Below are 19,790 nucleotides of genomic sequence, written 5' to 3'. Positions count from 1 at the left end.
CCCGGGAACGGACGAATGTTGTCGGTACCCAATCGAACCGAACCAAGGAGCAGGCCATGCCGTACATCACCACCACCGACGGAACCGAGATCTACTACACCGAGCAGGGCACCGGAAAGCCAGTTCTGCTCAGTCATGGCTGGCCACTGTCCTCGGATGCCTGGCAGCTCGAACTGAAGCTTCTCGCAGACGCCGGCTACCGCGCCATCGCACATGATCGCCGCGGCCACGGCCGGTCCTCGCAGACTGCCGTCGGCCACGACATGGACACCTACGCCAAGGATCTGGCCGAACTGGTCGAGGCCCTCGACTTGCAGGAACTCACCCTCATCGGACACTCGACCGGTGGCGGCGAGGTCGTGCGGTACGCCGCGCAGCACGGTGGCAGCCGCGTCGCTCGGGTGATCACTGCCGGTGCCGTTCCCCCGGTCATGCTGAAGTCCGAGGCCAACCCCGAGGGCACGCCGATCGAAGCACTCGACGACATCCGCAACGGCGTTCTCTACGATCGATCGCAGTTCTACAAGGACTTGTCCGAGCCGTTCTTCGGTGCCAACCGTGAGGGCTCCGCCATCTCCCAGGGCGCCAAGGACGACTTCTGGCGACAGGGGATGCTGGTCAATCTGACTGCTGCATACGACTGCGTGAAGGCGTTCTCCGAGACCGACTTCACCGAGGATCTCAAAGCGCTGACCGTCCCGATCTTCATCGCCCACGGTGACGACGACCAGATCGTGCCGATCGCCGCGGCGGCACTGAAAACCGCAGAACTCGTCCAGCACGGCACCCTCAAGGTCTACCCCGGTGCACCGCACGGAATCTACGGCAATTACCAGAAGGCCTTGGACGCAGACATTCTCGCCTTCATCGCCCAGTAGCAGCCCCGCTCTCGCCCTCCGGAACAAAGGTGACAACACGATGATCAGACCGTACGCAGTCGTCGGAGCAACCGGAGGGCAGGGCGGCGCGGTGGTGGATGCCCTGCTGGCGCGGGGGCTACCGGTGCGCGCAGTGGTGCGGCGTCATTCGGCCCGCGCGGATCGGCTACGTGAGCGAGGTGCCGAGATCGTCGTCGCGGACATCACCGATCGGGAATCGTCCGCGGCTGCACTGAGAGACAGTGCCGGTGCGTTCGTGATGACGACGCCGTTCGAGGACGGTCCCGCGGCCGAATTGGCTCAGGGCGCAGCCCTCGTCGATGCGGCGATCGCCGCGGAGGTTCCGCACGTGGTGTTCTCCTCGGTTGCGAGCGCTGACCGCCGCACCGGCATACCGCATTTCGAGACGAAGGCCGAAACCGAGGCACTGCTGCGTCGAGCTGGGCTGTCGTACACGATCGTCGGCCCCACCTACTTCTACGACAACCTTCTCGGCGGACTGGACGACGTCAGGGCCGGCCGCCTCGATCTGCCCTTGCCGCTCCACACTCCATTACAGCAGCTGTCGCGGCGGGATCTGGGGCGGTTCGTCACCCTCGTGTTGACCGAACCCGCGCACTTTCGCGAGATGCGAATCGATCTCGCGTCGGACGATCCGAGCTTGGAGGCCATGGCGAACACTCTCGGCGACGTTCTCGGAACCTCGGTGCAGCCGTATTCGAGCCGGGCACGGGACATAGGTTCCGAGGACATGAGAGCGATGTTCCAATTCTTGACCGACGTCGGATACGAGGCGGACATCGACGGCTTGCGCACCCGATATCCCGAGGTCGAATGGCAGACATTCGCGCAATGGTCGGCGGGACTGGCGTGAGCACCACCGACACCACGCCGGCAGCACCGTCCGCGTGGTCACCGCTACGGAATACCGTCTACCGCAGCCTCTTCATCGCACAGCTGGTCTCGAACATCGGCGGCTGGATGCAGACCGTCGGTGCGCAGTGGTTCCTGGTCGAACGTGAGGCGTCGACCACCATCATCGCCGCCGTGCAGACAGCAAGTCTGTTACCCACCCTGTTGCTGGCCCTGCTGGCAGGCGCGCTCGCCGACGCGCTCGATCGCCGCGTTCTGCTCATCGCGGTCGGTGCCGGTTCGATGCTGACCGGAATTGTGTTGACCGCACTGGCATGGACCGACACCTTGTCTCCGTGGGGATTGCTCGCCTGCACATTCGTATTGGGTTGCTGGACATCACTGTCCGCTCCCGCCTGGCAGGCCATTCAGCCCGAGCTGGTGAGCCGTGAAGAAATCCCGGCCGCCTCGGCGCTGGGCAGCGTGACCGTCAACGGGGCGCGGGCCGTCGGACCGGCGCTTGCCGGGGTACTGGTGGCGTTGGCCGGGCCGACCTTCGTGTTCGCCATCAACGCCGCCTCCTTTCTCGCAACGTTGAGCGTGCTGATTGCATGGAAACGCCCGAAACATCCACAAACGGATCGAGAAGGCCTTGCCGAGTCGATCCTGTCCGGGGTCCGCTACATCCGGTCCGGCCCGATCGTTCGACGAATCATTCTGCGCTCGGCGCTGTTCGCCTTCCCTGCCTCTGCATTGTGGGCGCTACTGCCATCGGCTTCGTCGTCGGTACTGAAACTGGGCTCGGTGGGATACGGCGTGTTGTTGGGCGTGCTCGGGGTCGGAGCCGTGATCGGCGTTGCCGCGACGCCGATGCTCCGGAAGCGTTGCAGCGCGAACACCTTGCTCGTCGGCTCTGCTGTCGGGTACGGCGTGGGAATGGCAGCGCTCGCGTGGCTTCCGCTGTGGGCGGTCGTCCCGGCGCTGTTGTTGTCCGGCATTGCCTGGATCACGACGTTGACCGCACTGAATGCGTCTATCCAGCTTTCGCTCGCCACCTGGGTTCGAGCGCGCGGGATGTCGGTTTACCTCCTGGTCTTCATGGGTTCTCAGGCCATCGGCTCGCTCGTGTGGGGATGGTTGGCGTCGAAGATCGGCATCGTCGACGCACTCGCGGTCGCGGTAACCGCCTTGGCATTCGTCGCCACGAGTGTCGCAGTCCTCCCCCTGCGACCCGAGACCGGCGTGCTCGACCGTGCGGTGTCTATGGCGTGGCCGACCCCGACAGTAATGTTCGAACCCGATCCGGACGACGGGCCGGTGCGGATCACCGTTACGTACCGAGTGGTCGACGACGCTCTGGAGCAGTTCCTGACGTCGATGGCTCCGGTCGGGATCGCGCGGAAGCGAACGGGGGCGTACGCCTGGAACCTGTACGGGAGTCTGGACGTCGAGGACACCGTGGTCGAGCAGTTCACTGTGCCGTCGTGGAGCCAGTACCGACGTCAGCGAGAAGAACGGTGGACCGGCTCCGACCACGACGTGGTGCAGAAAGCGCTGGCCTACACCGTCGACGGTGCTACGCACACCGAAACCCATGACATCGCACTGTCGGTGCGAGCGAACCCGAACGGAAAATGATGGACAACGCACTCTCGGGCGTGGGGAACGTCTTCTACTTCGCAGACGACCTCGCCGCCGCCGTCGACTGGTACCGAACGCTCCTGGGCACCGACCCCGTCGACGTACACGAGCAACTCGCCGCGTTCGACGTCTCCGGAACCCGGCTCACCGTCCACGTCACCGATTCGTACAACCGCCCCGCGGGGACCGCAGGGTCGGTCTCGTACTGGAACGTCGACGACGTGGACGCAGTGGTCGCCGGCTGCGTCGATCGCGGAGGCGTCGTGCATCGAGGTCCGAAATCGGTGTTCACCGGTGAACGTCTGTGCCAAGTTCTCGAGCCGTTCGGCAACCTGATCGGCTTCAGACAGTTCGCCAACAAGTAGGAAGCGCGCCTGACGACACAGGCTCGCGCATAGAGCCGGCGAATTGGGTACACCCGCTCCATGCCCGAACTACCCGAAGTCGAAAACGCTCGACAGGTCGTCGAGAAAGCCCTCGGACGCGTCATCGTCGACATCGATGACACCGACTCGTTCGAGTGCCGCCCACACATGCCTGGCGATATCGCTCACGCCCTGAAGGGCGGCAAGCTCACCGAGGCATGTCGACGTGGCAAGGCGATGTGGTGCGAAACCGTCACCGCCGACGGGTCCAGCGGTCCGACGCTGGGAATCCATCTCGGAATGGGCGGCCGCGTCATCGTCACCGCTCCCGACGGCGATCGCACATCGCAGTACGGAGGCGGCGATCCGCACGTGGGCGAGCGCGACACCGACAAGCCCGAGTGGACGCGCTTTGCCATGACGTTCGAAGACGGGGGTCAGCTCCGGCTCTTCGACAAGCGCCGGCTTGGCCGAGTGCGCCTCGAACCCGATATCGATGCGTTGGGGCCCGATGCTGCGGAGATCACGCGCGACGACTTCCGGCACCGAATCGGTTCCAGCGGAGCACCTCTGAAGGCACGTTTGCTGGACCAAGCAGCAATCGCAGGCGTCGGCAATCTGTTGGCCGACGAGGTGCTGTGGCAGAGCGAGCAATCTCCGTCCAGACGGGCAAAGACTCTCACCACCGAGGAACTCGACGAGCTCCGCGTTGTGCTGCGTCGCGCCATCAGGTCGGCGATCAAGAAGGGTGGCGTGCACACCGGTGAGATCATCCCGTTCCGCAAGGCGGATGCGGCGTGCCCACGCTGCGGTGCTCCGATGACTCGCGGAACGGTGGGCGGCCGCACCACGTGGTGGTGTTCGCGCGAGCAATCCTGATCGGTTCCACGCCGCTGCCTGCTGCTCGATAGCGCTGTAGGACACCAATTTTCGGAATTGTCTAGCACTGTTGAATGCGGCGAAATACCGTTCGGGCACGTACCGTGTGGGCAGCTTCGGGTCTACCGAAGCGTTCACTCGGCTGGAGGTTGCATGCTTTCGACGACCGATACGGGCCTCGCTCCGCAGGTCACCTACCTGCCCCGTCGGCACTGTTTCGCTGTCTGGCAACCTGATTCCACAAGGATGGCTACCACAGCGACGACGCCGATCGATCTTGCGCTACCCGATACGGGCGGCACCGTGACCGTACGGACCGTCGAAGCGCAGCTCGTCGAGCCGCGTCGCGTCGACCTCGAAGCGGCCCTGGCACCGTCGGCAGGCCTCCCGGAAAGCGCGTCGGCCCGGGGGTGGTTGGCGGTTCTGCACCATCTGGAGCAGCGGCCCCCCTGCGCCGAGATTCCTGCATCGCTGCTGGAATCACTCCCCCCGGCGGCGTACGCGGTACCCAACACGGGTGGGTCCAGCGTGTCGACCGCGCACGGTGCCGTCGACGCCCTACGCACCAGCCTGCACATGCAGGCCAATCTGGGCGACAGTGCGTCCAGCTTCACCCCGCGGCCGTATCAGGTGCACGGTGCGTCCTGGATTCCGACCGTCGGAGAAGCCGGGGGTGGAGGAATTCTGGCCGACGAGATGGGGTTGGGCAAGACTCTGCAAGCCATCTCGCACATGATTGTGGGAGCCTCGCGGGGTGAAGGCAATTTTCTGGTGGTGTGCCCGACATCCCTGATCAGCAATTGGCGACGCGAGATCGAGAAGTTCTCTGCCGGCGACCTGACGGTCAATGTCTACCGGGGACCGAACCGCTCGCTCGGTGGATGTGGAGAGGGCGGCTGCGTGACCGTGACCGGATATCCGACACTGCGCTCCGACACCGACCGCCTGGCCGAGATCAGCTGGAACACGGTCTTCTTCGACGAAGCGCACGTCATGAAGAACTCGCGCACCCAGGTTTCCCGTGCTGCGCGACGACTGAGCTCGACAACTCGCATCGCACTGACCGGCACCCCGGTCGAGAACCGTATGGACGAGCTCTGGGCCCTGATCGACCTGACCAACCCGGGTCTGCTCGGGACCAGAGCACGCTTCACTCGGCGATTTTCCGCACCCATCGAGAACGCGGGTTCGGCGGCTGCGCTTGCGCACTTGTCCCATTCCATAGCTCCGGTCGTCCTCCGACGGACGAAAGACGAAGTGGCGACCGACCTTCCACCCAAACAGCAGATAGACGTTCTGTGCCCGATCACGAACGAGCAAGCGATGCTGTACAACTCGACGGTCGAGGCTGCATTCGACACCGGTTTCGGTTCTACACAACGCCGAGGGACTGCGGTGCTCGCTTTGCTGACCTCTCTGAAACTGATCTGCAACCACCCGGGTCTCGTGAACGGCAACATGGCTTCGTCGCCCGACCGTTCCGGGAAACTCGACAGGCTCACCGACATCATCGAGGAGCTCGCCGAATCGTCGCAGACCGCATTGGTTTTCACCCAGTACCGCAAGACCGGTGAGTTTCTCGCCGACCGTCTCGCGCGCGTCACTGGAGCCGCCATACCGTTCTTCCACGGCGGACTCGACGTGGACCAGCGCGAGAGAATGGTGGACGAGTTTCAGGGCGGTAGCTGTCCGGTGATGGTGCTGAGCCTCAAAGCGGCCGGCTATGGGTTGAACCTCACCCGGGCCAGCACCGTCATCCATTACGACCGGTGGTGGAATCCGGCGGTGGAATCGCAGGCAACCGACCGGGTACATCGAATCGGACAGACCTCGCCTGTGACAGTCATGGCGCTCACCACCGAAGGAACATTGGAGGAGTACATTGCGTCGCTGCACGCCCGGAAGAAAGCAATTGCAGGGTTGACCGAGGGGAACAACGAGACAGCGCTTGCCGCACTGGATGATTCGACACTCAGACAGACGTTGTCGCTCCGATCGGTGGCACGGTGATGGCATCCACTCCCCTGCCTCCTCCGTTCGGTGCGACTCCATGGGGCAAGGAATGGCTGCGTCGAGTCGAGCCGATCACCGCTACCCGACCCAATCCGATGCTTCCTCGAGCGCCAAGCCTGGCTCGTAGCGAGTCGGTCGTCGTGGATACCAACACGATCGGTTCTATTCGCTGCGTGGTCTCGGCAGGAAAGAAAATCGAGACCGCGACATTTGCGGTGCCGCGCTATTCGGCGGCTCACAAAAGGACGGCTCTGCGCATCGTCACCAGTCATCCGACTCACGGCAGAGGCAGCGGGGATCTGCCCGACGCGCTTCACGCGGAGCTGGTATCGCGGGGTCTGGCACCGGTTCCCACGGACGTCGACACGGCATGCACCTGTTCCAGCAGAACTGATCCTTGCGTTCACGTCACCGCAGCAACGTACGCGATCAGTCTGATCGTGGACCAGTCACCTACGACGGCGTTGGCCATACGTGGTCTGGACCTCGTCGAAGCCGCTGCGTCGACGGACTTTCCAGCTCGATGGATGCCCATCGAGAGCGTCGACGCAGCGGTGTTCTACGGCTGAACGTATGCCCGAAAGATCAGGACGTTGCCTCGACAGCGAGGCGTGCAAGTGTGTCGTTCAGCTGATCCTCGGTGACCAGGGGAAACCCGATCTGCTGGAGAAGCTTCTTGTCCGTGACCTTCGACCAGTCGTAGGTGTGCCGCACCAATGTCTCGTTGGGTCCCTGAGACTCCAGCTCCCACAACCACTCCCACCCGGGAGGCTCGTTGCCGGCCGGCGCGGTCTTCCATGCCAGTAGCTTGTCCTTGGCGTACCCGGTGACGACATTGTCGGTCTGGTATTCCCCACCCATGTGATCGCCCTGCATGTTCATCGTGAACTTCTCGCCGACCTTCTGAATTCGGTCTGCGTGGTCCACGCCGCGTACGAATCCCGAGCCGTCGAGTGCCTGATGCCGCTCGGGGTTGGACAGGACGTCGAAAATTGCGTCCACGGGCGCTTCGATGGTGCGTTCCACTGTCAGCTTTGCGTTCTCTGTCATATCTGCACGATGCCCAATACGCCGGATCCTCAATCATGGATACAGCCGAAATTAGGTGGACCGCGAAGGCTGCCTGGTGAGATGCTCGGCCGACACCGGGATTGCGGCACCCAGCGCAGCGGGACGGAGGCATGACGAGAATGTCCACCGATCTTGCTCCTTCCACTGCCACCTGGGTTCTCGAACACCTCGAACCCGGCGAACGTGTGACGGCCGTGGACTCGATGACCGGAGGCATCACGGCCGAGGTGCGTCGGCTCACTGTGGCAGATGATCAGCACGCCGTTCGCGTGCTCGTGTTGAAGAGCTACACAGCCGTGTCCGTCTCGGCTAACTGTCGTTGCCGAAGAACCACCAAGTGAGGACAATCGCTACGACTGCGGCAACAGTAAAAAGGACGGCGTTGAGCCAATGTGAGTTGCCAGTATCGAGATCTGCCAGTGCCATGAGTACTCGCCCATCCGTCCGCCCTAGTGGACAAAACCGACTTCTGCAGTCGAGCCTATACACAATGGAACGGATAAGCCCTCATCGTTCGACATCTATCCGATTAGTCAATCGCGCGCCATCTTGGTCATTGGAATCGAGCAGATTTCGGGAATCCTTATTCCAAGGCTGGGCCGACTCGCCGAACCAATGCGCGTGTCTACTTTTCGGCGAGACCTGTCGCCGTCGCCAAGTATTCGCGTGAGTCCCGGAACGTCTGCGCTACACCGCGTCCAGCGATCGCGTGGTACCGACTGATCTGGTCGTCATCGAGAGCATCGAGAACAGTGCTGGAATCTGCGTGCATCCAGCCACCGTCTTGAACCAGTTCGTGGGCGCGTTTGCCGTGCAGGGCAGAAATTCCCTCGACTCTGATCCCCTGGGGATCGGTCGACGCCGCAAGGTAGTAGGCCTTCTTGCCGGGGTAACCGGCCTTGACCTTCTCACGCAACCGGAAGACAGCGGCGGCTGCGTCGTCGATGGCCGACGCCTGCTCGTCGGACCCGGCTTCGGAGGCCGAAACTCGCGCGATCTCCGCGTCCAGCGCAGCGAGCAAAGTGGCGAGGTACTCGAGATCACTCATAGGCCCATGATGCCCTAGTGCAGTGCGCTCTCGAACCAGCACCTGACGGAAAAATCGACGATGCCTCCGCCTCTGGGTCCGCGACGCGACGTACCGATACCCTGACCGTCTACAACTCCGTGACAGCGCCGCGGTTTGTCCCTCGCAGTTCGGGGGTCAACAGGGTCCTGTCGGAAGTCCCGATACCCGACGATAGGGTCATGAGCCGCCGACGACGCGGAGCTGTCCGGACGGTTCGTTGCACCACCTGCAGCTCCCGTCGATGTAGTCGTGGCCGTCTTCACGTTCGCACTCATCAACCGCGCATCCGCTGCCGCATGACAGCATCTGTCCACATCTGCACCGCTCGCCGTCGCACCCCGGGTGGTGAAGCGTTCGCGGCGGGGCACCGCAGTCGTGGCATTTGCTCCTGCCGTTGGGTATTCGACTGGGCCGCCACGTGCAACCCACTGAATCGAGCATTTCCAGATCACACGCCATACAGATCGCCATGCCGTGCAGAGTCGCACAGAGCACCGACAGAAAATCATCGATCGAACTCCATGACGCAACACCCCTGTCCGCGGGCACCGCCGTGGATAGGCACAGCCCTGAGAATCGACAAACGAGGCAAGTCGAACGACAGTTTCACGACCTCGACAAGAGGCCACGCCGCGTAGAAGGGTTCTGCACGTTGGCAGTTCTGAGATGATTTCCCGATGCACCGGATCCGGCTGATCTCCGCACTCGTCGCGCTGACACTGCTCGCCACAGGATGCGCCGACGAGCCCGCACCCGAGCCGACACCGGTGGTCGTGGCATTCGACGACGGATGGGGCCAACTGTTCGCCATGAACCTCGACGGTTCCGGCTTGCGTCAGGTCACCCCGACCGTGGGCGAAGACAGCCGCGACCCGAACTATGGGAACGGCGCTGCCCTCTCCCCCGATGGCGAGCATCTCGCGTACGCCCGAGGCCGATTCATCGAGATCCTCGACCTCGAGTCGGGTGAATCGAAATTGGTATTCGAAGGTGGCTACCAACCGGCTTTCTCACCCGACGGATCCAAGATCGCGTTCACCGCGAACGGCGGCATCAACATCATGAACGTCGACGGGTCCGACGCACACGTCATCGCGCAAGAAGAGTCGGCGTTCGGAGCGACATTCTCGCCCGACAGCTCACGGGTTGTCTACGGCACCGGCGGCTACCTGAACGAAGTACCTGCCGACGGCGGTGAATCGACAGTGCTTCTGCGCGACCAGTTCTGGAACTCCGACCCGGCCTTTTCGCCTGACGGGTCGACGCTCGTCTTCTCCAGTAACCGAGGCGGCAACAACGGCTCGGAGATCTACACAATGCCCTCCGCCGGAGGGGAGATCACGCCTCTCACCGATACCTACTCGGCACATCCGAAGTTCACGCCCGACGGCTCGCGCATCCTCTACGACCGAGCGGTCACACAGACGGGTGAACTGGTGACCGATGTCGCTACCGGCTCTCAGGCCGAGATTGCGTCGATGAACCCCGACGGGTCCGACCAGAAGCGGCTGACTCCACGCTCTCTGAGCGGTCAGATGCCGACCGTGGGCGGGGGGCGTTGACCCGCAAGATATTTGGCATATTCGGGGTTCGCTCCGCCTCGCCCCGCGTTCAATCTGCAAGATCGACTACGCCCAAGGGCCGAGAACCGGGTCAGTCCATGCACCGAGTTTTCCGCTACTGGCTATGTAGACCGCCGCAGGCGACAATTGCTCGTGAGCACAGTCCGGTCAAGACGTAACCGATACAGGCATGGGGTGTCCGCCGTAACGGTGACTCGAACGGGCTCGTTGACAACAGCCATTAGGCAGTGACGACGGTGAAATGCTGTTCGTGCAGCTGATCCGCTGTCGTCCTGGCCAGGACTACGCGGGGCCTTTACCGTGGATGGTATGGCGATTTTCGCAGACGATCCGCGCGGTACCTACGCTCGTTACATCACCGCCTGCAACGAACGGCGTTTCGGCGACCTCGACGAATTCATCACCACCGATGTCGAAGGTGTCCGCAGCGGCATCGACGGCTACCGCGACGGCCTTCGAGACATCACAGTCGCGTTCCCCGACTTCAGCTGGTGCATGGAGGACTTGGTCGTCGAGGGCCGGTCGATGGCGGCTCGCCTGACGGATACCGGCACCCACCACGGTGAGTTCGATGGGATCGCGGCGACCGGCCGGTATGTGCAGATCCAGGAACTAGCGATGTACCGGCTCGATGACGACGGCAAGATCGCGCGCTGCTGGGGAGATCTCGAGGCTTCATTGCGCTGTGAACTGCTGGGCCGCGGAGAATAGCTGGCTGCGATCAGCGAAGAGACATACGAGGAGTTAGCGAGCGCGGTTGAGCGGCAGTAGCGCAAGTCGTCAGATCTACGCTTTTGCAGCGTCACGTCCGGCGTCAACGGGTCCACATGTGAACGTGAGCGGTCAGACAGCGGCTTCGAGACCGAAGCGCATTTCAGCCGTGTTCTAGTGGAACAGTGGACTGGGTCGAGAAAGAACTAAGGGTCGCTGGTCTTACCGGTACCTGCACAGCTGTGGGTGTCATGCTCCCCTGGGCCCTCGAAGGGACCTTGCTCCGGTTGGCGCTGCTGGTGTTTCATGCGTTCTGCGGTGCCGTCGCCGGACTGTTGGTCGGTGTGATCGCAGTCGGTGGTGGACGCTTCGCCTTGTGGTCGAACCGAATGTGGGCCGCACGATCTCACCACACCTGGCGACACCGATTCGCCGCGTGCACCGCAGCAGCGGTCACGCTGGCGACCTCTCTCACATTGTGCTGGCTGGTCGTCGCTGGCAGTGAAATCCTCACTGACACAGATGTATTCCCGTCCTGGTGGATCTCACTGGCAGCGATAACGGCGGCGAGTTACCTATTCGCCTACCTTCTCGCTCCCACGACGGACTGCGCCGCCCGAACACAGGACGGCTTCGGAGAGGTCTAGGTTCCAGCCCCGGTCCTTGCTCGGCCTCATCCTGGCGTGTGTGAGCCGCTGAACACCGTCGATCTGTTGCGATCAGAAGAGATGAGGCGGGGTAATAGTGTCGGACAGTCCGTGCTCGACAACACTATTCCACTTTGCGGTATCGGCCATACTGGACACATGGCAAGTCGTGGAGTGGTCCGCACCTGGAATCTGCGCGAGATGCACGGTGTGATCGATTCGGACGACACTCCAGGGGGATGCTGGACATTTGGGGCGACGGTCGCGATTGCGGGATTCCCCAGCCTGGACGAAGGCCAAGTTGTCGAATTCGAGTGGCGACCAACCGGCGAGCTCGACCAGAGCTACAACTTCATCAACACTTCGCGCGTGGCCGGCAGGTGTCGAGCCGGTGGATCGCCCGTCCGGCTCATCAGCGTGGAACATCGACGCCGATGGCAACGTCCTAGAAGAGACGGACTTGGATTTCCCCGAAGAGCCGCGGATCGGGACCGCGGCGAGTGGCATCGTGTCCGCCTGGCACGGCGACGAAGGCTGGGGCGTAATCGATTCCGCGGGTACCCCTGGCGGATGTTGGACTTACTGGAGTGCCCTGCACCCTGACGAGGTGATCGATTCGCAGGGCATGGGTCAGTTCAACATACGAGGAGGCATCCACGACCTCATCGTCGGCGAGAAGGTCGACTTCGAGTGGGAGTCCGTCACAGATCAGGATGGGTACAAGTTTCGCGCGATCAAAGTGCGACCGCGGAGGGAGATTCCGCCGTGGCAGATCGAGTGGATCCCGTCGTAACAGGGACCTGGAGGTTTCCGTGCGTCCTACGACCGTGGCTGCGTCAGGTCACGGTGAAGCGGACAGTGTTGCCGGTCGGATCGAGCAAGGTCGTATTCAGCGGTGCGTCAGTTGTCACCGTCAAACCCGCTCTACCGGAACCGATATCGATCGCTATCTGCTTGCTCCATTCGCCGCCTTCCGGGGGCACGGATCCGATTGCGGCGGAGTTGAGGGGCACCATCCACGAGCCCCCGGTCGGTTTGGCATCGCTGTACGGGTCGGCCCAGGGTGCATCGAAGTTGTTCATGTTCACGAACACGGTGAGTGGACAGTCGCTGGTGAAGAATGTCCGCCAGGTCAGCGTGACAACCGCGATGCCCGGCCGATCGTGCGGTGTGTACACGTCGCCGCCCACCTCGCCTGCGCACGGTAAAGACATCTCTTTGCCGAGCGAAATGTTGTATGGGAATGGGGTGAACTCCTGATGGTGGGCTGACGCCACCCCCGGCATACCGAGCAGCGCAGCCCCGAGGGCAGCGCCGACAACTGTGGTTCGCACGGTCCAAGTTCGAGTCACGAAATGGACATTACGGTAAGGGCCTTTCGTTGGGGCCGGGGATCGGTCTCGTCCAGTTTTCTGACCGGCAACCCCTCATCTACGGGCAAGCAGGTTATGGGTTGACGGTGTCGGTATCCCAGGCGAGTTTATGCGTGACAGCTACGGCCAGCGAATCGAGCTCGACGTTCGTGAGTATTGCGTCGATGCACGAGGTCGACGCACCGATGTAGGTCGTCATCAGGTCGATGTCTGTTGCCGTACACCACGCCTTATCATTCGGCCACCACAGGTGGGCGCTCATTCCAAAGGGAAACTGAGCGCTGGCACCGAACTTTGTGTCGGCGAGGCCGATACTGCCTGCGAAGAGCACCACATTTCGAGACGGCACCGGCAGTGAAGCTCATTCGACGGTAAGTCGACATACCCAGATCCTTCCCAGTGCCCGAACCGGCACTCCGCCAGTGCCTGTGTGAAGCGTCGGAGAGTGTCTGCCAAAGCCCGGGTGGTGTTTGTCGGCAACGAACCTTGGATTGGGGGTTCGTGCCAAATGCCCTCCTGTCCACCGGCGTGCCAGCTACCCACGATGGAACCCCACTCCATTGCCGGGTGCGCGAGCCGACCGTTGGCTCGGGAGACGGCCGACCAAGCGACCGGTTCATCGTCGATAGTCCTCGCCGGGTGAAAGATTCGCGCGTACGACGGGAAGATGACTTGGAACCAGTGCGGCCACACCACTGCCGAATTTTCCGATTTCTTCGAGGAGCCACGCCCTTGCGCCGACGTCGTCGGCCACCCGTAGTCCTCGTTCGTCCGAGTCCTGGGAATCGGTCGTCATCGGATCCCACGCCATGTGCCCACTAGATCACACGAAGCCGCATGTCCTGGCCTGCAGATACGTTGCACAACAGAAGCGACGCAGCGACACGGCTGACATAATCGGCCTGTGCAGCTGTCCGAGCATCGAGAGTCAGTGATGACTGCGAATTGGAGGCCCCGGCGGGGCGTCCAAGTGACGCACTCGGATCTTCCTGATGCGTGGCTCGATGCGCTCGATCGTCTGGTCCACGATCTACGCGTACGCCAGTACGGCGGCGATGTCGAATACATCGACTGGGTAGCCGAATACGAATCGGACAGCGGCATGGTATGGCTCTACAGCGCTGTCACGGTCGTCGGAGGCAGCCGAGGAAGACTTGCCTGCAGTGGGATCGGCGCTTCTGTCGACGATGACGTAGAGCTGGCGCTGCTGTCGATGGCTGACCTTGTTCAGAACGAAGTGGCCGAAGCGGGTACCGCGTGGCCGTGGGGAGACGACGGCGGATTCATGCATGCGGAACTCATCGATGGAGTCGCCATGTGGAAGGACAAGAACTTTCGCGCAACGCGTATAGGGGATCTATCCGAGAAGGACTGATAGAGAACACTATCGGACCGAGAGCATGGACCCTCAAGCAAATTCATCGGCGACCACCAAGCGTAGAACCGCACGCACCCATGCGTCTGCGGATGCCTCCAGGTCGTGGCCGGTGAGTGCATCGGCAAGGCGATCGAGCGACAGACCCGTCGACTTCATACCTACCGATCTCGAGAGGTCAGCACGCCCGCGAATCGCAACCACGTCAGCCTCCGACACGAACCGCAAGCCACGGTGCGAGAGATCCGCCAGGGTCGACAGACATCCTGCAACAGCATCGACGACGCGATCCTGACCTACCTCGCCCGCCGAGCGGATCAGACTCGACATACCCACACGAGGCGCGAGATCAGGCACGACCACACCGAGATCGCACGCAATCGAGTACGGCGTGATGCAGACCTGCCCTGACCGGGCACTCATTCGACCTGCCACCGCCCGCGGACCCGACGACATCGCGTGGAGAACCGCGTCGATAGCACCGGGAGCCTCCGCTCGATGCTCGACCACGATCTGTGCCTGACTTCCCTTACCGTCCGCGACCACCACCGTCAACGTCTGACCTGCCGGAGAGTAGTCGGTGTCGACCACAGCGTCGACGCTCACTATGCCGACCCCATCCGTCACCAGACGGTTCCGTGCGAACGACGGCCTGCGTTCGGTCAACTGTCGACGCACATCGTCGTAGTCCGAGGAGAGGGCAGCCGAATCAGCCCAAGCGTCGGCCCCGAGGGGAAGGATCGATGTCTTGCCGATACCTCTACGTCCCAATCGAATCGAACGGTTCGCGCGCCGAACAGCCGATTCGGTGACGATGGTCGACGAAGCCAACGCCCCGATAGTCGTCCCCGCAACTCTGCGCCCCGCCACCGCATGACCGGTAAGCAACTCCCCCGGCCACTGATGCCGCATCAGATAAACGGCATTCGTATCGATTTCGGAGAAGTAGACGTCGACACTTACGGCGTCACCATTGGCCGTTACGCGGGCACCCAAACCGACCAGACGTGAACGTCTGAGCGGAGTTTCGCCCGCAGTCTCGGTTCCCAATGCCATTCCGGCGAGCGCCGAGTCGGTCGCCCCTCCGAGCTGAACTCGCGCGTGGATCTCTGCGATCAGCGACGCCACCCGGATTCGGTCGTGACGGGCATTCCTTGCGGCATAGGCTTCGACCTGATCGGCCAGATCCCCACAGGCGTCGGCGAGCCACACCGTCGACGATGCCTCGGCCGAACGAGTAACCCTCACTGCCGATGCATGTTGCACACCCGACGCCCCGGCCAGTCCGTCGAAGAGGATAGTTCGGGCAACAACCTTGGCCAGAGCGGAATTAGCCGAATCCTGAATTAGACCAGCACTACTGACGAACACCTCGTCGCTACCCGATTCGTCAGCCGCTCGTACGGCCCACACCGCAAGGGCGATCGACTCCGGCGCTGCATGCTCGGATGCCGACGAATGAGTGTGACCCACATCGTGGGGTGTCAAGAATCGAACTGTGCAGTGCGGCAACTCGACACGCACAATCGAGTCGGTGCCCTCGGGGCGATGCACTGTCGCCTGATAACCCTCGCCGCGGATGCGCCTGGCCCGCCGCATGGCGGCCGCACCGACGTGCGATTCGACAAGTGTGTCGTCGAATTCCCCTGGTGTCCATTCCGGTCCGCCGACATCGGTACCGAATCTCGCACGATAGGCGAGCACCAGACCGAGGCGATGCCTGCACGCCGAGCTCGCGCCGCAGGAGCATGACGCGTCGGTGAACGGCAACGAAGCCGGGAGCTCGGTCACGACGCCGTCGGCGAACCGGGCGACGATGCGTTCGATTGATGCCGACAAGTCCGGTGGATTCTCCTCGACCATCCGCACTGCTCTTTTGACCAGGCCACGATTGGTGACGAGCACCAGTGCCTCGTCGGTGAGCGCCGCCACGTCCGGTCGGATGGATTCGGCGTTCATCGGATGCACCCGGCGACGAACTCCGCGAGCCCGCCCGGTGTCATCGCCCCCACGTGCACCCCCAGCCGGACTAGACGCTGGGCGATCTCTCGGTCGTAGTCGGGTTCGCCGGACTCGTCGAGTGCTGCCAACGCCAACACTCGCACGCCCTCGTCGGTCAAGCGAGATACGCTGCGCACGAACCGATCCGCTTGACTCTCGTACAGATCGGAGATGATCACCACGATGGTTCGGCGGGGAGTCTCGACCAGCTGCCCCGCATAGTCCACAGCCTTGGCACCATCGTTGCCGCCACCGAGTTGCACTCCCATCAACAATTCCACCGGATCCAGAACCTCCGACGTGAGGTCGACAACGTTGGTGTCGTACGCGATGAGGTGCGTTCGCAGACCAGGGACGTTCCAGAAGCATGCCGCTGTGACGGCGGAATGGACGACAGAATCGATCATCGATCCTGACTGGTCGACCAGCAGTATGAGTGTCCAGGTGTCAGTGCGTCGCCGGGTGCGCGAAGTGAACAGTGGTTTCTCGATCGCGATGGATCGTGTCTCGGGGTTCCAGTGCTTGAGGTTCGCGAGAACCGTTGCAGGAAAATCGAAGTTGCGAGAGTTCCGGAAGGAGGTGCCCTGCCGGCTGCGCGTGCCGTGGAAGGTCTTGCGGACGTCGACGGACAGCTTCTCGATCAGCTCTTTCACAACCGTGTCGACAGCCTTCTTGGCCAGCGCGAGAACCCGCGGGTCCATCAGATGCTTCGTTCGCAATACCGCACGCAGGAGTGTCACGCTCGGTTCGATTCGCTCGAGAGCCTCGGGATCGGTGACCACCTCGGTGATCTCGTATTTCTCGACTGCGTCTCTTTCGAGGCGGTGAACTGTCTCACGCGGAAACAAGCGGTGGATGTCGTCGAGCCAATCCACTGCGCTCACCACCGTTGTCCCGACTCCGCTCGGCCGTCCGCGACGGTCGCGGTGCAGTGCCCTACCCTCGCCTTTTTGCCCCTTCGCCAGAGCACCGCCTGCTCGAGCGCGTGAACCACCCGAGCGCACGCCCTGGGCGGCACGGGCTGCGTCGCGGCCATACAGCCATTCCAGCGCGGAATCCTGTTCTGCCGCAATACCTGTAGGGTCACCGAGTGCACCGGAGCTGGCGTCACCCAAGATCAATCGCCATCGCTCGGAGTTCATTGCAATCCAAGGTTCGCGAGCGCACGATCGACTCGCTCGTCCAGTAGCTCGCCGGACAGTCCCGAGGCCGTAATGGACGGGTCGGCAGGCGTTGGTGCCACGCGTCGAGCGATGACCTCGCGTTCACGCGGAGGAAAGAACTCGAAGGACTGCCTCAGGGCAGGCAGTGCAGTCAGAAAATCATGCTCGGTCATCCGTCCTACGACGGCGTCGACGGCCGTCAACACCGCATCACCGGAACCGGCATCGAGAAAACGTTCACGTGCGACGCCGAAGAGACCGGACAGCCAGTCGCCGAGCCGATCCGAGGGTATGGACCGCACGGCAGCCGCCGCATCTTCCGGGGTGGTTCGAGTCCACGACGCGCCCAGAGCCGATCCCCTCATATCCACTGCGGCACCGCTGTCACGCGCCAGCAGATCCAGTTCTGTTGACGGGTCGTCGCGCAAGAGGTGCCCTGCGTACTGCATGGCATCGGCGATGGCCGCGACAGCCGCGATTCGACGGAGATCTGCGCCCCCTGTTGCTCGGACTCGCCGGGCGAGCGTAAGCACCTTGGGCGACGCGGCTGCCACCACTTCTCCGAGCAGCGCCGAACCCCGACTCCCGAACAGCGAATCGTGTCGCCACAGATCGAGGGCAGTGCGCAGAAGTAGCCCGGTATCGGCGAGATCGACTGCGGTGTCCAGCGATTGGATCGCCGCCGATGCTGACGTATCAGATACGTCGTCGAGTCCGCTCAAGACTGCGTCGAACAGAATCCGCGCGACGGCAGCCATGTCTTTGCTCGCTGACCGCAACGCGGAGACGAGCGCTGCACCCGCCGCGTCCACTAGCGTGTGCCCGTACGCGGCGGCCTCGACGAGTGCCGGAACTCGGCCGCCGTGGTCGGTGATCACCCACTCGTCGATCGACCGCACCTCGGAGACACCGCTCGGTCCGGCAGAGCGCTCGAAGCCAGGAATGCCGAGTAGTCGTAGCTGATGCAGCACGCGACTTCTCGAACGCTCGCGTTCGTCAGTGAGATCCAGAGACAAAGTCCCGGTGGTCAATTCGAACTCTTCGAGCAGCATGCCGACGTGATGGACCAGCCCAGGTGCCGGGGCGTCAGGATGTAGTTCCCCTCGCCGCTCTCCCCTCAACGTTCGGATGCATACCTCCATCACCGGGTCAGCTTCGACACCGAGTGGTTCACCCGCACGCGTCCACGGCAGCGGCGAGGGAATGGCCTCGTCGACGAGTGTGCTCGCAGCACCGTCCAGTACGTCACGACGCGTGGGCACCGAGTGACCTCGCATCGCCGCCAGCGCATGGACCTGCGTTCGGAATCCGGCGAAGTCGGTGGTGGAAACCCGGTGCCCGCGGGCCCGCAGGTTCAGCACGACGGCCTCGATCGCGGTGTCCGACGCATGAGCCTGATCTTCCCAAAGCTGCTGGTACCACCACGGTCCCTCGAGTTCGAGGCGACGGTAGGAGTACGGGATCAGGTAGCTTCCGACGTCGAGGGCGGAATCCGGAATCGGAACGGTCGGCCAGCTGTCATCGGCCGGTGGTCCCGTCTCGAGCTCCGACATGATCCCGGCACGGTGGAATCCGCCGCAGACGACGACGACCGAACCACCCTGCTCACGAGCTGCTTTCACCCAGGATGCCATGTACTTCTCGCGTTCGGAGACGTCGACACCATCACCGCGGATCAGGATGAAGTAGCTGTCGAGGATATCTCGCATCTCTTCGGTCGTCAGCGCGCCTGCCCGGGCTTCCACGACGTGGTCCCACATCGCATCGATGGTGTCGAGGCCCATCTGCTCGACTGCATCCACAGCGGCTGGGCTGTATTCGGTAGGCCCAGAATCGAAGTCGGGATGCCACGACGGAAGGTCGATGAACCGAACTGACGCACCCGTTCCAGTGGCCGCTTGCATCGCTACCCACTCCGGCGAGAACTCGGTGTAGGCATTCCAGGCCACCTGGGTGTGTGTACCCCTGCGGGCGTGTGAGAACAGCGCGATCGGAAGTCGATGTCCGAGCGTCAACTCGCCGAGGCGGTCTGTGTAATCGACCGGACCTTCGATCAAGACGTGGGCCGGCCGCAATCGTTCGATGGTGTCGGCTACCACGCGCGCGCAGGCAGGACTGTGATGCCGCACGCCGATGACGGCCACCTCGTCGCCATCGTGACGTTCCACC

At 62.9% G+C, this 19,790-nt stretch carries 21 protein-coding genes; 13 read left to right on the top strand and 8 right to left on the bottom strand.

Annotation, left to right across the window (positions count from 1 at the left end):
- Nucleotides 1-56 precede the first annotated feature (56 nt).
- From CH268_RS16275 to CH268_RS16245, 7 genes are all read left to right on the top strand, one after another.
- The gene (locus tag CH268_RS16275; RefSeq protein WP_094665090.1) at nucleotides 57-878 is read left to right on the top strand and encodes an alpha/beta fold hydrolase; all 822 of its coding nucleotides are present in this window, start codon (nucleotides 57-59) and stop codon (nucleotides 876-878) included.
- 40 nt (nucleotides 879-918) lie between these two features.
- Entirely contained in the window at nucleotides 919-1,752 is an 834-nt protein-coding gene (locus CH268_RS16270; protein WP_094665088.1) for an NmrA family NAD(P)-binding protein, read from the top strand.
- Nucleotides 1,749-3,368 carry an MFS transporter gene (locus tag CH268_RS16265; RefSeq protein WP_369597512.1) on the top strand — a complete coding sequence of 540 codons (1,620 nt, stop codon included), beginning with the start codon at nucleotides 1,749-1,751 and terminating at the stop codon, nucleotides 3,366-3,368. The genes CH268_RS16270 and CH268_RS16265 overlap by 4 nt, the downstream gene beginning before the upstream one ends.
- A complete protein-coding gene (locus tag CH268_RS16260; RefSeq protein ID WP_176457967.1) occupies nucleotides 3,368-3,736 on the top strand; it encodes a VOC family protein in 369 nt (122 codons plus the stop codon). The genes CH268_RS16265 and CH268_RS16260 overlap by 1 nt, the downstream gene beginning before the upstream one ends.
- 60 nt (nucleotides 3,737-3,796) lie before the next feature.
- On the top strand, nucleotides 3,797-4,615 hold the full coding sequence (locus tag CH268_RS16255) for an Fpg/Nei family DNA glycosylase (RefSeq protein WP_027497198.1): 819 nt from the start codon (nucleotides 3,797-3,799) through the stop codon (nucleotides 4,613-4,615).
- A 153-nt stretch (nucleotides 4,616-4,768) separates the two neighbouring features.
- Entirely contained in the window at nucleotides 4,769-6,625 is a 1,857-nt protein-coding gene (locus CH268_RS16250; protein ID WP_094665082.1) for a DEAD/DEAH box helicase, read from the top strand.
- Entirely contained in the window at nucleotides 6,625-7,197 is a 573-nt protein-coding gene (locus tag CH268_RS16245; RefSeq protein WP_094665080.1) for a hypothetical protein, read from the top strand. Before CH268_RS16250 ends, CH268_RS16245 begins: the two co-directional genes overlap by 1 nt.
- Before the next feature lie 16 nt (nucleotides 7,198-7,213).
- Here CH268_RS16245 and CH268_RS16240 read toward each other — a convergent pair whose 3' ends face one another.
- Nucleotides 7,214-7,678 carry an SRPBCC family protein gene (locus tag CH268_RS16240; RefSeq protein ID WP_027497200.1) on the bottom strand — a complete coding sequence of 155 codons (465 nt, stop codon included), beginning with the start codon at nucleotides 7,676-7,678 and terminating at the stop codon, nucleotides 7,214-7,216.
- A 131-nt stretch (nucleotides 7,679-7,809) separates the two neighbouring features.
- On the opposite strand from CH268_RS16240, the gene CH268_RS16235 reads away from it, so the two are divergent.
- Entirely contained in the window at nucleotides 7,810-8,040 is a 231-nt protein-coding gene (locus tag CH268_RS16235; protein WP_141214527.1) for a hypothetical protein, read from the top strand.
- 284 nt (nucleotides 8,041-8,324) lie between these two features.
- On the opposite strand, the gene CH268_RS16230 is transcribed toward CH268_RS16235, so the two are convergent.
- The gene (locus CH268_RS16230) at nucleotides 8,325-8,747 is read right to left on the bottom strand and encodes a phosphate acetyltransferase (protein WP_094665078.1); all 423 of its coding nucleotides are present in this window, start codon (nucleotides 8,745-8,747) and stop codon (nucleotides 8,325-8,327) included.
- A gap of 698 nt (nucleotides 8,748-9,445) precedes the next feature.
- Between CH268_RS16230 and CH268_RS16225 the strand changes: the two genes are divergently transcribed.
- The 4 genes from CH268_RS16225 (at nucleotide 9,446) to CH268_RS16210 (ending at nucleotide 12,502) form a co-directional block, all read left to right on the top strand.
- The gene (locus CH268_RS16225; protein WP_094665076.1) at nucleotides 9,446-10,330 is read left to right on the top strand and encodes a TolB family protein; all 885 of its coding nucleotides are present in this window, start codon (nucleotides 9,446-9,448) and stop codon (nucleotides 10,328-10,330) included.
- A gap of 330 nt (nucleotides 10,331-10,660) precedes the next feature.
- Nucleotides 10,661-11,062: an ester cyclase gene (locus CH268_RS16220; RefSeq protein ID WP_032384333.1), complete on the top strand. Its 402-nt coding sequence runs from the start codon at nucleotides 10,661-10,663 to the stop codon at nucleotides 11,060-11,062.
- A gap of 251 nt (nucleotides 11,063-11,313) precedes the next feature.
- Nucleotides 11,314-11,709 (top strand): hypothetical protein, encoded by a 396-nt coding sequence (locus CH268_RS16215; RefSeq protein ID WP_141215156.1) that lies wholly within the window; start codon nucleotides 11,314-11,316, stop codon nucleotides 11,707-11,709.
- A 391-nt stretch (nucleotides 11,710-12,100) separates the two neighbouring features.
- On the top strand, nucleotides 12,101-12,502 hold the full coding sequence (locus CH268_RS16210; RefSeq protein WP_255182415.1) for a hypothetical protein: 402 nt from the start codon (nucleotides 12,101-12,103) through the stop codon (nucleotides 12,500-12,502).
- A gap of 43 nt (nucleotides 12,503-12,545) precedes the next feature.
- On the opposite strand, the gene CH268_RS16205 is transcribed toward CH268_RS16210, so the two are convergent.
- The 3 genes from CH268_RS16205 to CH268_RS28265 form a co-directional block, all read right to left on the bottom strand.
- Nucleotides 12,546-13,061: a hypothetical protein gene (locus CH268_RS16205; protein ID WP_032366131.1), complete on the bottom strand. Its 516-nt coding sequence runs from the start codon at nucleotides 13,059-13,061 to the stop codon at nucleotides 12,546-12,548.
- 94 nt (nucleotides 13,062-13,155) lie between these two features.
- Nucleotides 13,156-13,281 carry a hypothetical protein gene (locus tag CH268_RS28270; protein ID WP_255182414.1) on the bottom strand — a complete coding sequence of 42 codons (126 nt, stop codon included), beginning with the start codon at nucleotides 13,279-13,281 and terminating at the stop codon, nucleotides 13,156-13,158.
- Between the two features lie 417 nt (nucleotides 13,282-13,698).
- Nucleotides 13,699-13,893, bottom strand: coding sequence for a hypothetical protein (locus tag CH268_RS28265; RefSeq protein ID WP_255182413.1), 195 nt, complete (start codon nucleotides 13,891-13,893; stop codon nucleotides 13,699-13,701).
- A gap of 159 nt (nucleotides 13,894-14,052) precedes the next feature.
- On the opposite strand from CH268_RS28265, the gene CH268_RS16195 reads away from it, so the two are divergent.
- The gene (locus CH268_RS16195; protein WP_230591215.1) at nucleotides 14,053-14,457 is read left to right on the top strand and encodes a hypothetical protein; all 405 of its coding nucleotides are present in this window, start codon (nucleotides 14,053-14,055) and stop codon (nucleotides 14,455-14,457) included.
- A gap of 33 nt (nucleotides 14,458-14,490) precedes the next feature.
- Here the strand turns inward: CH268_RS16195 and CH268_RS16190 are convergent, their stop codons facing one another.
- From CH268_RS16190 to CH268_RS16180, 3 genes are read right to left on the bottom strand one after another with little or no spacing between them, the layout of a single operon-like run.
- Nucleotides 14,491-16,416: a hypothetical protein gene (locus CH268_RS16190; RefSeq protein WP_057474931.1), complete on the bottom strand. Its 1,926-nt coding sequence runs from the start codon at nucleotides 16,414-16,416 to the stop codon at nucleotides 14,491-14,493.
- On the bottom strand, nucleotides 16,413-17,600 hold the full coding sequence (locus CH268_RS16185) for a VWA domain-containing protein (protein WP_094665072.1): 1,188 nt from the start codon (nucleotides 17,598-17,600) through the stop codon (nucleotides 16,413-16,415). Before CH268_RS16185 ends, CH268_RS16190 begins: the two co-directional genes overlap by 4 nt.
- A complete protein-coding gene (locus CH268_RS16180) occupies nucleotides 17,597-19,789 on the bottom strand; it encodes a DUF5682 family protein (RefSeq protein WP_141215155.1) in 2,193 nt (730 codons plus the stop codon). The genes CH268_RS16185 and CH268_RS16180 overlap by 4 nt, the downstream gene beginning before the upstream one ends.
- Between the last annotated feature and the right edge of the window lies 1 nt (nucleotide 19,790).

The sequence above is a fragment of the Rhodococcus sp. 06-1460-1B genome (assembly GCF_002258475.1).
Lineage (GTDB): Bacteria > Actinomycetota > Actinomycetes > Mycobacteriales > Mycobacteriaceae > Rhodococcoides > Rhodococcoides fascians.
This window is presented reverse-complemented; position numbering and strand designations above follow the sequence as displayed.

What these genes read in the sequence shown, in the direction of transcription:
- CH268_RS16275 (WP_094665090.1), top strand. Translation starts at nt 57, where the DNA reads ATGCCGTACATCACCACCACCGACGGAACCGAGATCTACTACACCGAG.
- CH268_RS16270 (WP_094665088.1), top strand. Translation starts at nt 919, where the DNA reads ATGATCAGACCGTACGCAGTCGTCGGAGCAACCGGAGGGCAGGGCGGC.
- CH268_RS16260 (WP_176457967.1), top strand. Translation starts at nt 3,368, where the DNA reads ATGGACAACGCACTCTCGGGCGTGGGGAACGTCTTCTACTTCGCAGAC.
- CH268_RS16255 (WP_027497198.1), top strand. Translation starts at nt 3,797, where the DNA reads ATGCCCGAACTACCCGAAGTCGAAAACGCTCGACAGGTCGTCGAGAAA.
- CH268_RS16250 (WP_094665082.1), top strand. Translation starts at nt 4,769, where the DNA reads ATGCTTTCGACGACCGATACGGGCCTCGCTCCGCAGGTCACCTACCTG.
- CH268_RS16245 (WP_094665080.1), top strand. Translation starts at nt 6,625, where the DNA reads ATGGCATCCACTCCCCTGCCTCCTCCGTTCGGTGCGACTCCATGGGGC.
- CH268_RS16240 (WP_027497200.1), bottom strand. Translation starts at nt 7,678, where the DNA reads ATGACAGAGAACGCAAAGCTGACAGTGGAACGCACCATCGAAGCGCCC.
- CH268_RS16235 (WP_141214527.1), top strand. Translation starts at nt 7,810, where the DNA reads ATGACGAGAATGTCCACCGATCTTGCTCCTTCCACTGCCACCTGGGTT.
- CH268_RS16230 (WP_094665078.1), bottom strand. Translation starts at nt 8,747, where the DNA reads ATGAGTGATCTCGAGTACCTCGCCACTTTGCTCGCTGCGCTGGACGCG.
- CH268_RS16225 (WP_094665076.1), top strand. Translation starts at nt 9,446, where the DNA reads ATGCACCGGATCCGGCTGATCTCCGCACTCGTCGCGCTGACACTGCTC.
- CH268_RS16220 (WP_032384333.1), top strand. Translation starts at nt 10,661, where the DNA reads ATGGCGATTTTCGCAGACGATCCGCGCGGTACCTACGCTCGTTACATC.
- CH268_RS16215 (WP_141215156.1), top strand. Translation starts at nt 11,314, where the DNA reads ATGCTCCCCTGGGCCCTCGAAGGGACCTTGCTCCGGTTGGCGCTGCTG.
- CH268_RS28270 (WP_255182414.1), bottom strand. Translation starts at nt 13,281, where the DNA reads ATGACGACCTACATCGGTGCGTCGACCTCGTGCATCGACGCAATACTC.
- CH268_RS28265 (WP_255182413.1), bottom strand. Translation starts at nt 13,893, where the DNA reads ATGGCGTGGGATCCGATGACGACCGATTCCCAGGACTCGGACGAACGA.
- CH268_RS16190 (WP_057474931.1), bottom strand. Translation starts at nt 16,416, where the DNA reads ATGAACGCCGAATCCATCCGACCGGACGTGGCGGCGCTCACCGACGAG.
- CH268_RS16185 (WP_094665072.1), bottom strand. Translation starts at nt 17,600, where the DNA reads ATGAACTCCGAGCGATGGCGATTGATCTTGGGTGACGCCAGCTCCGGT.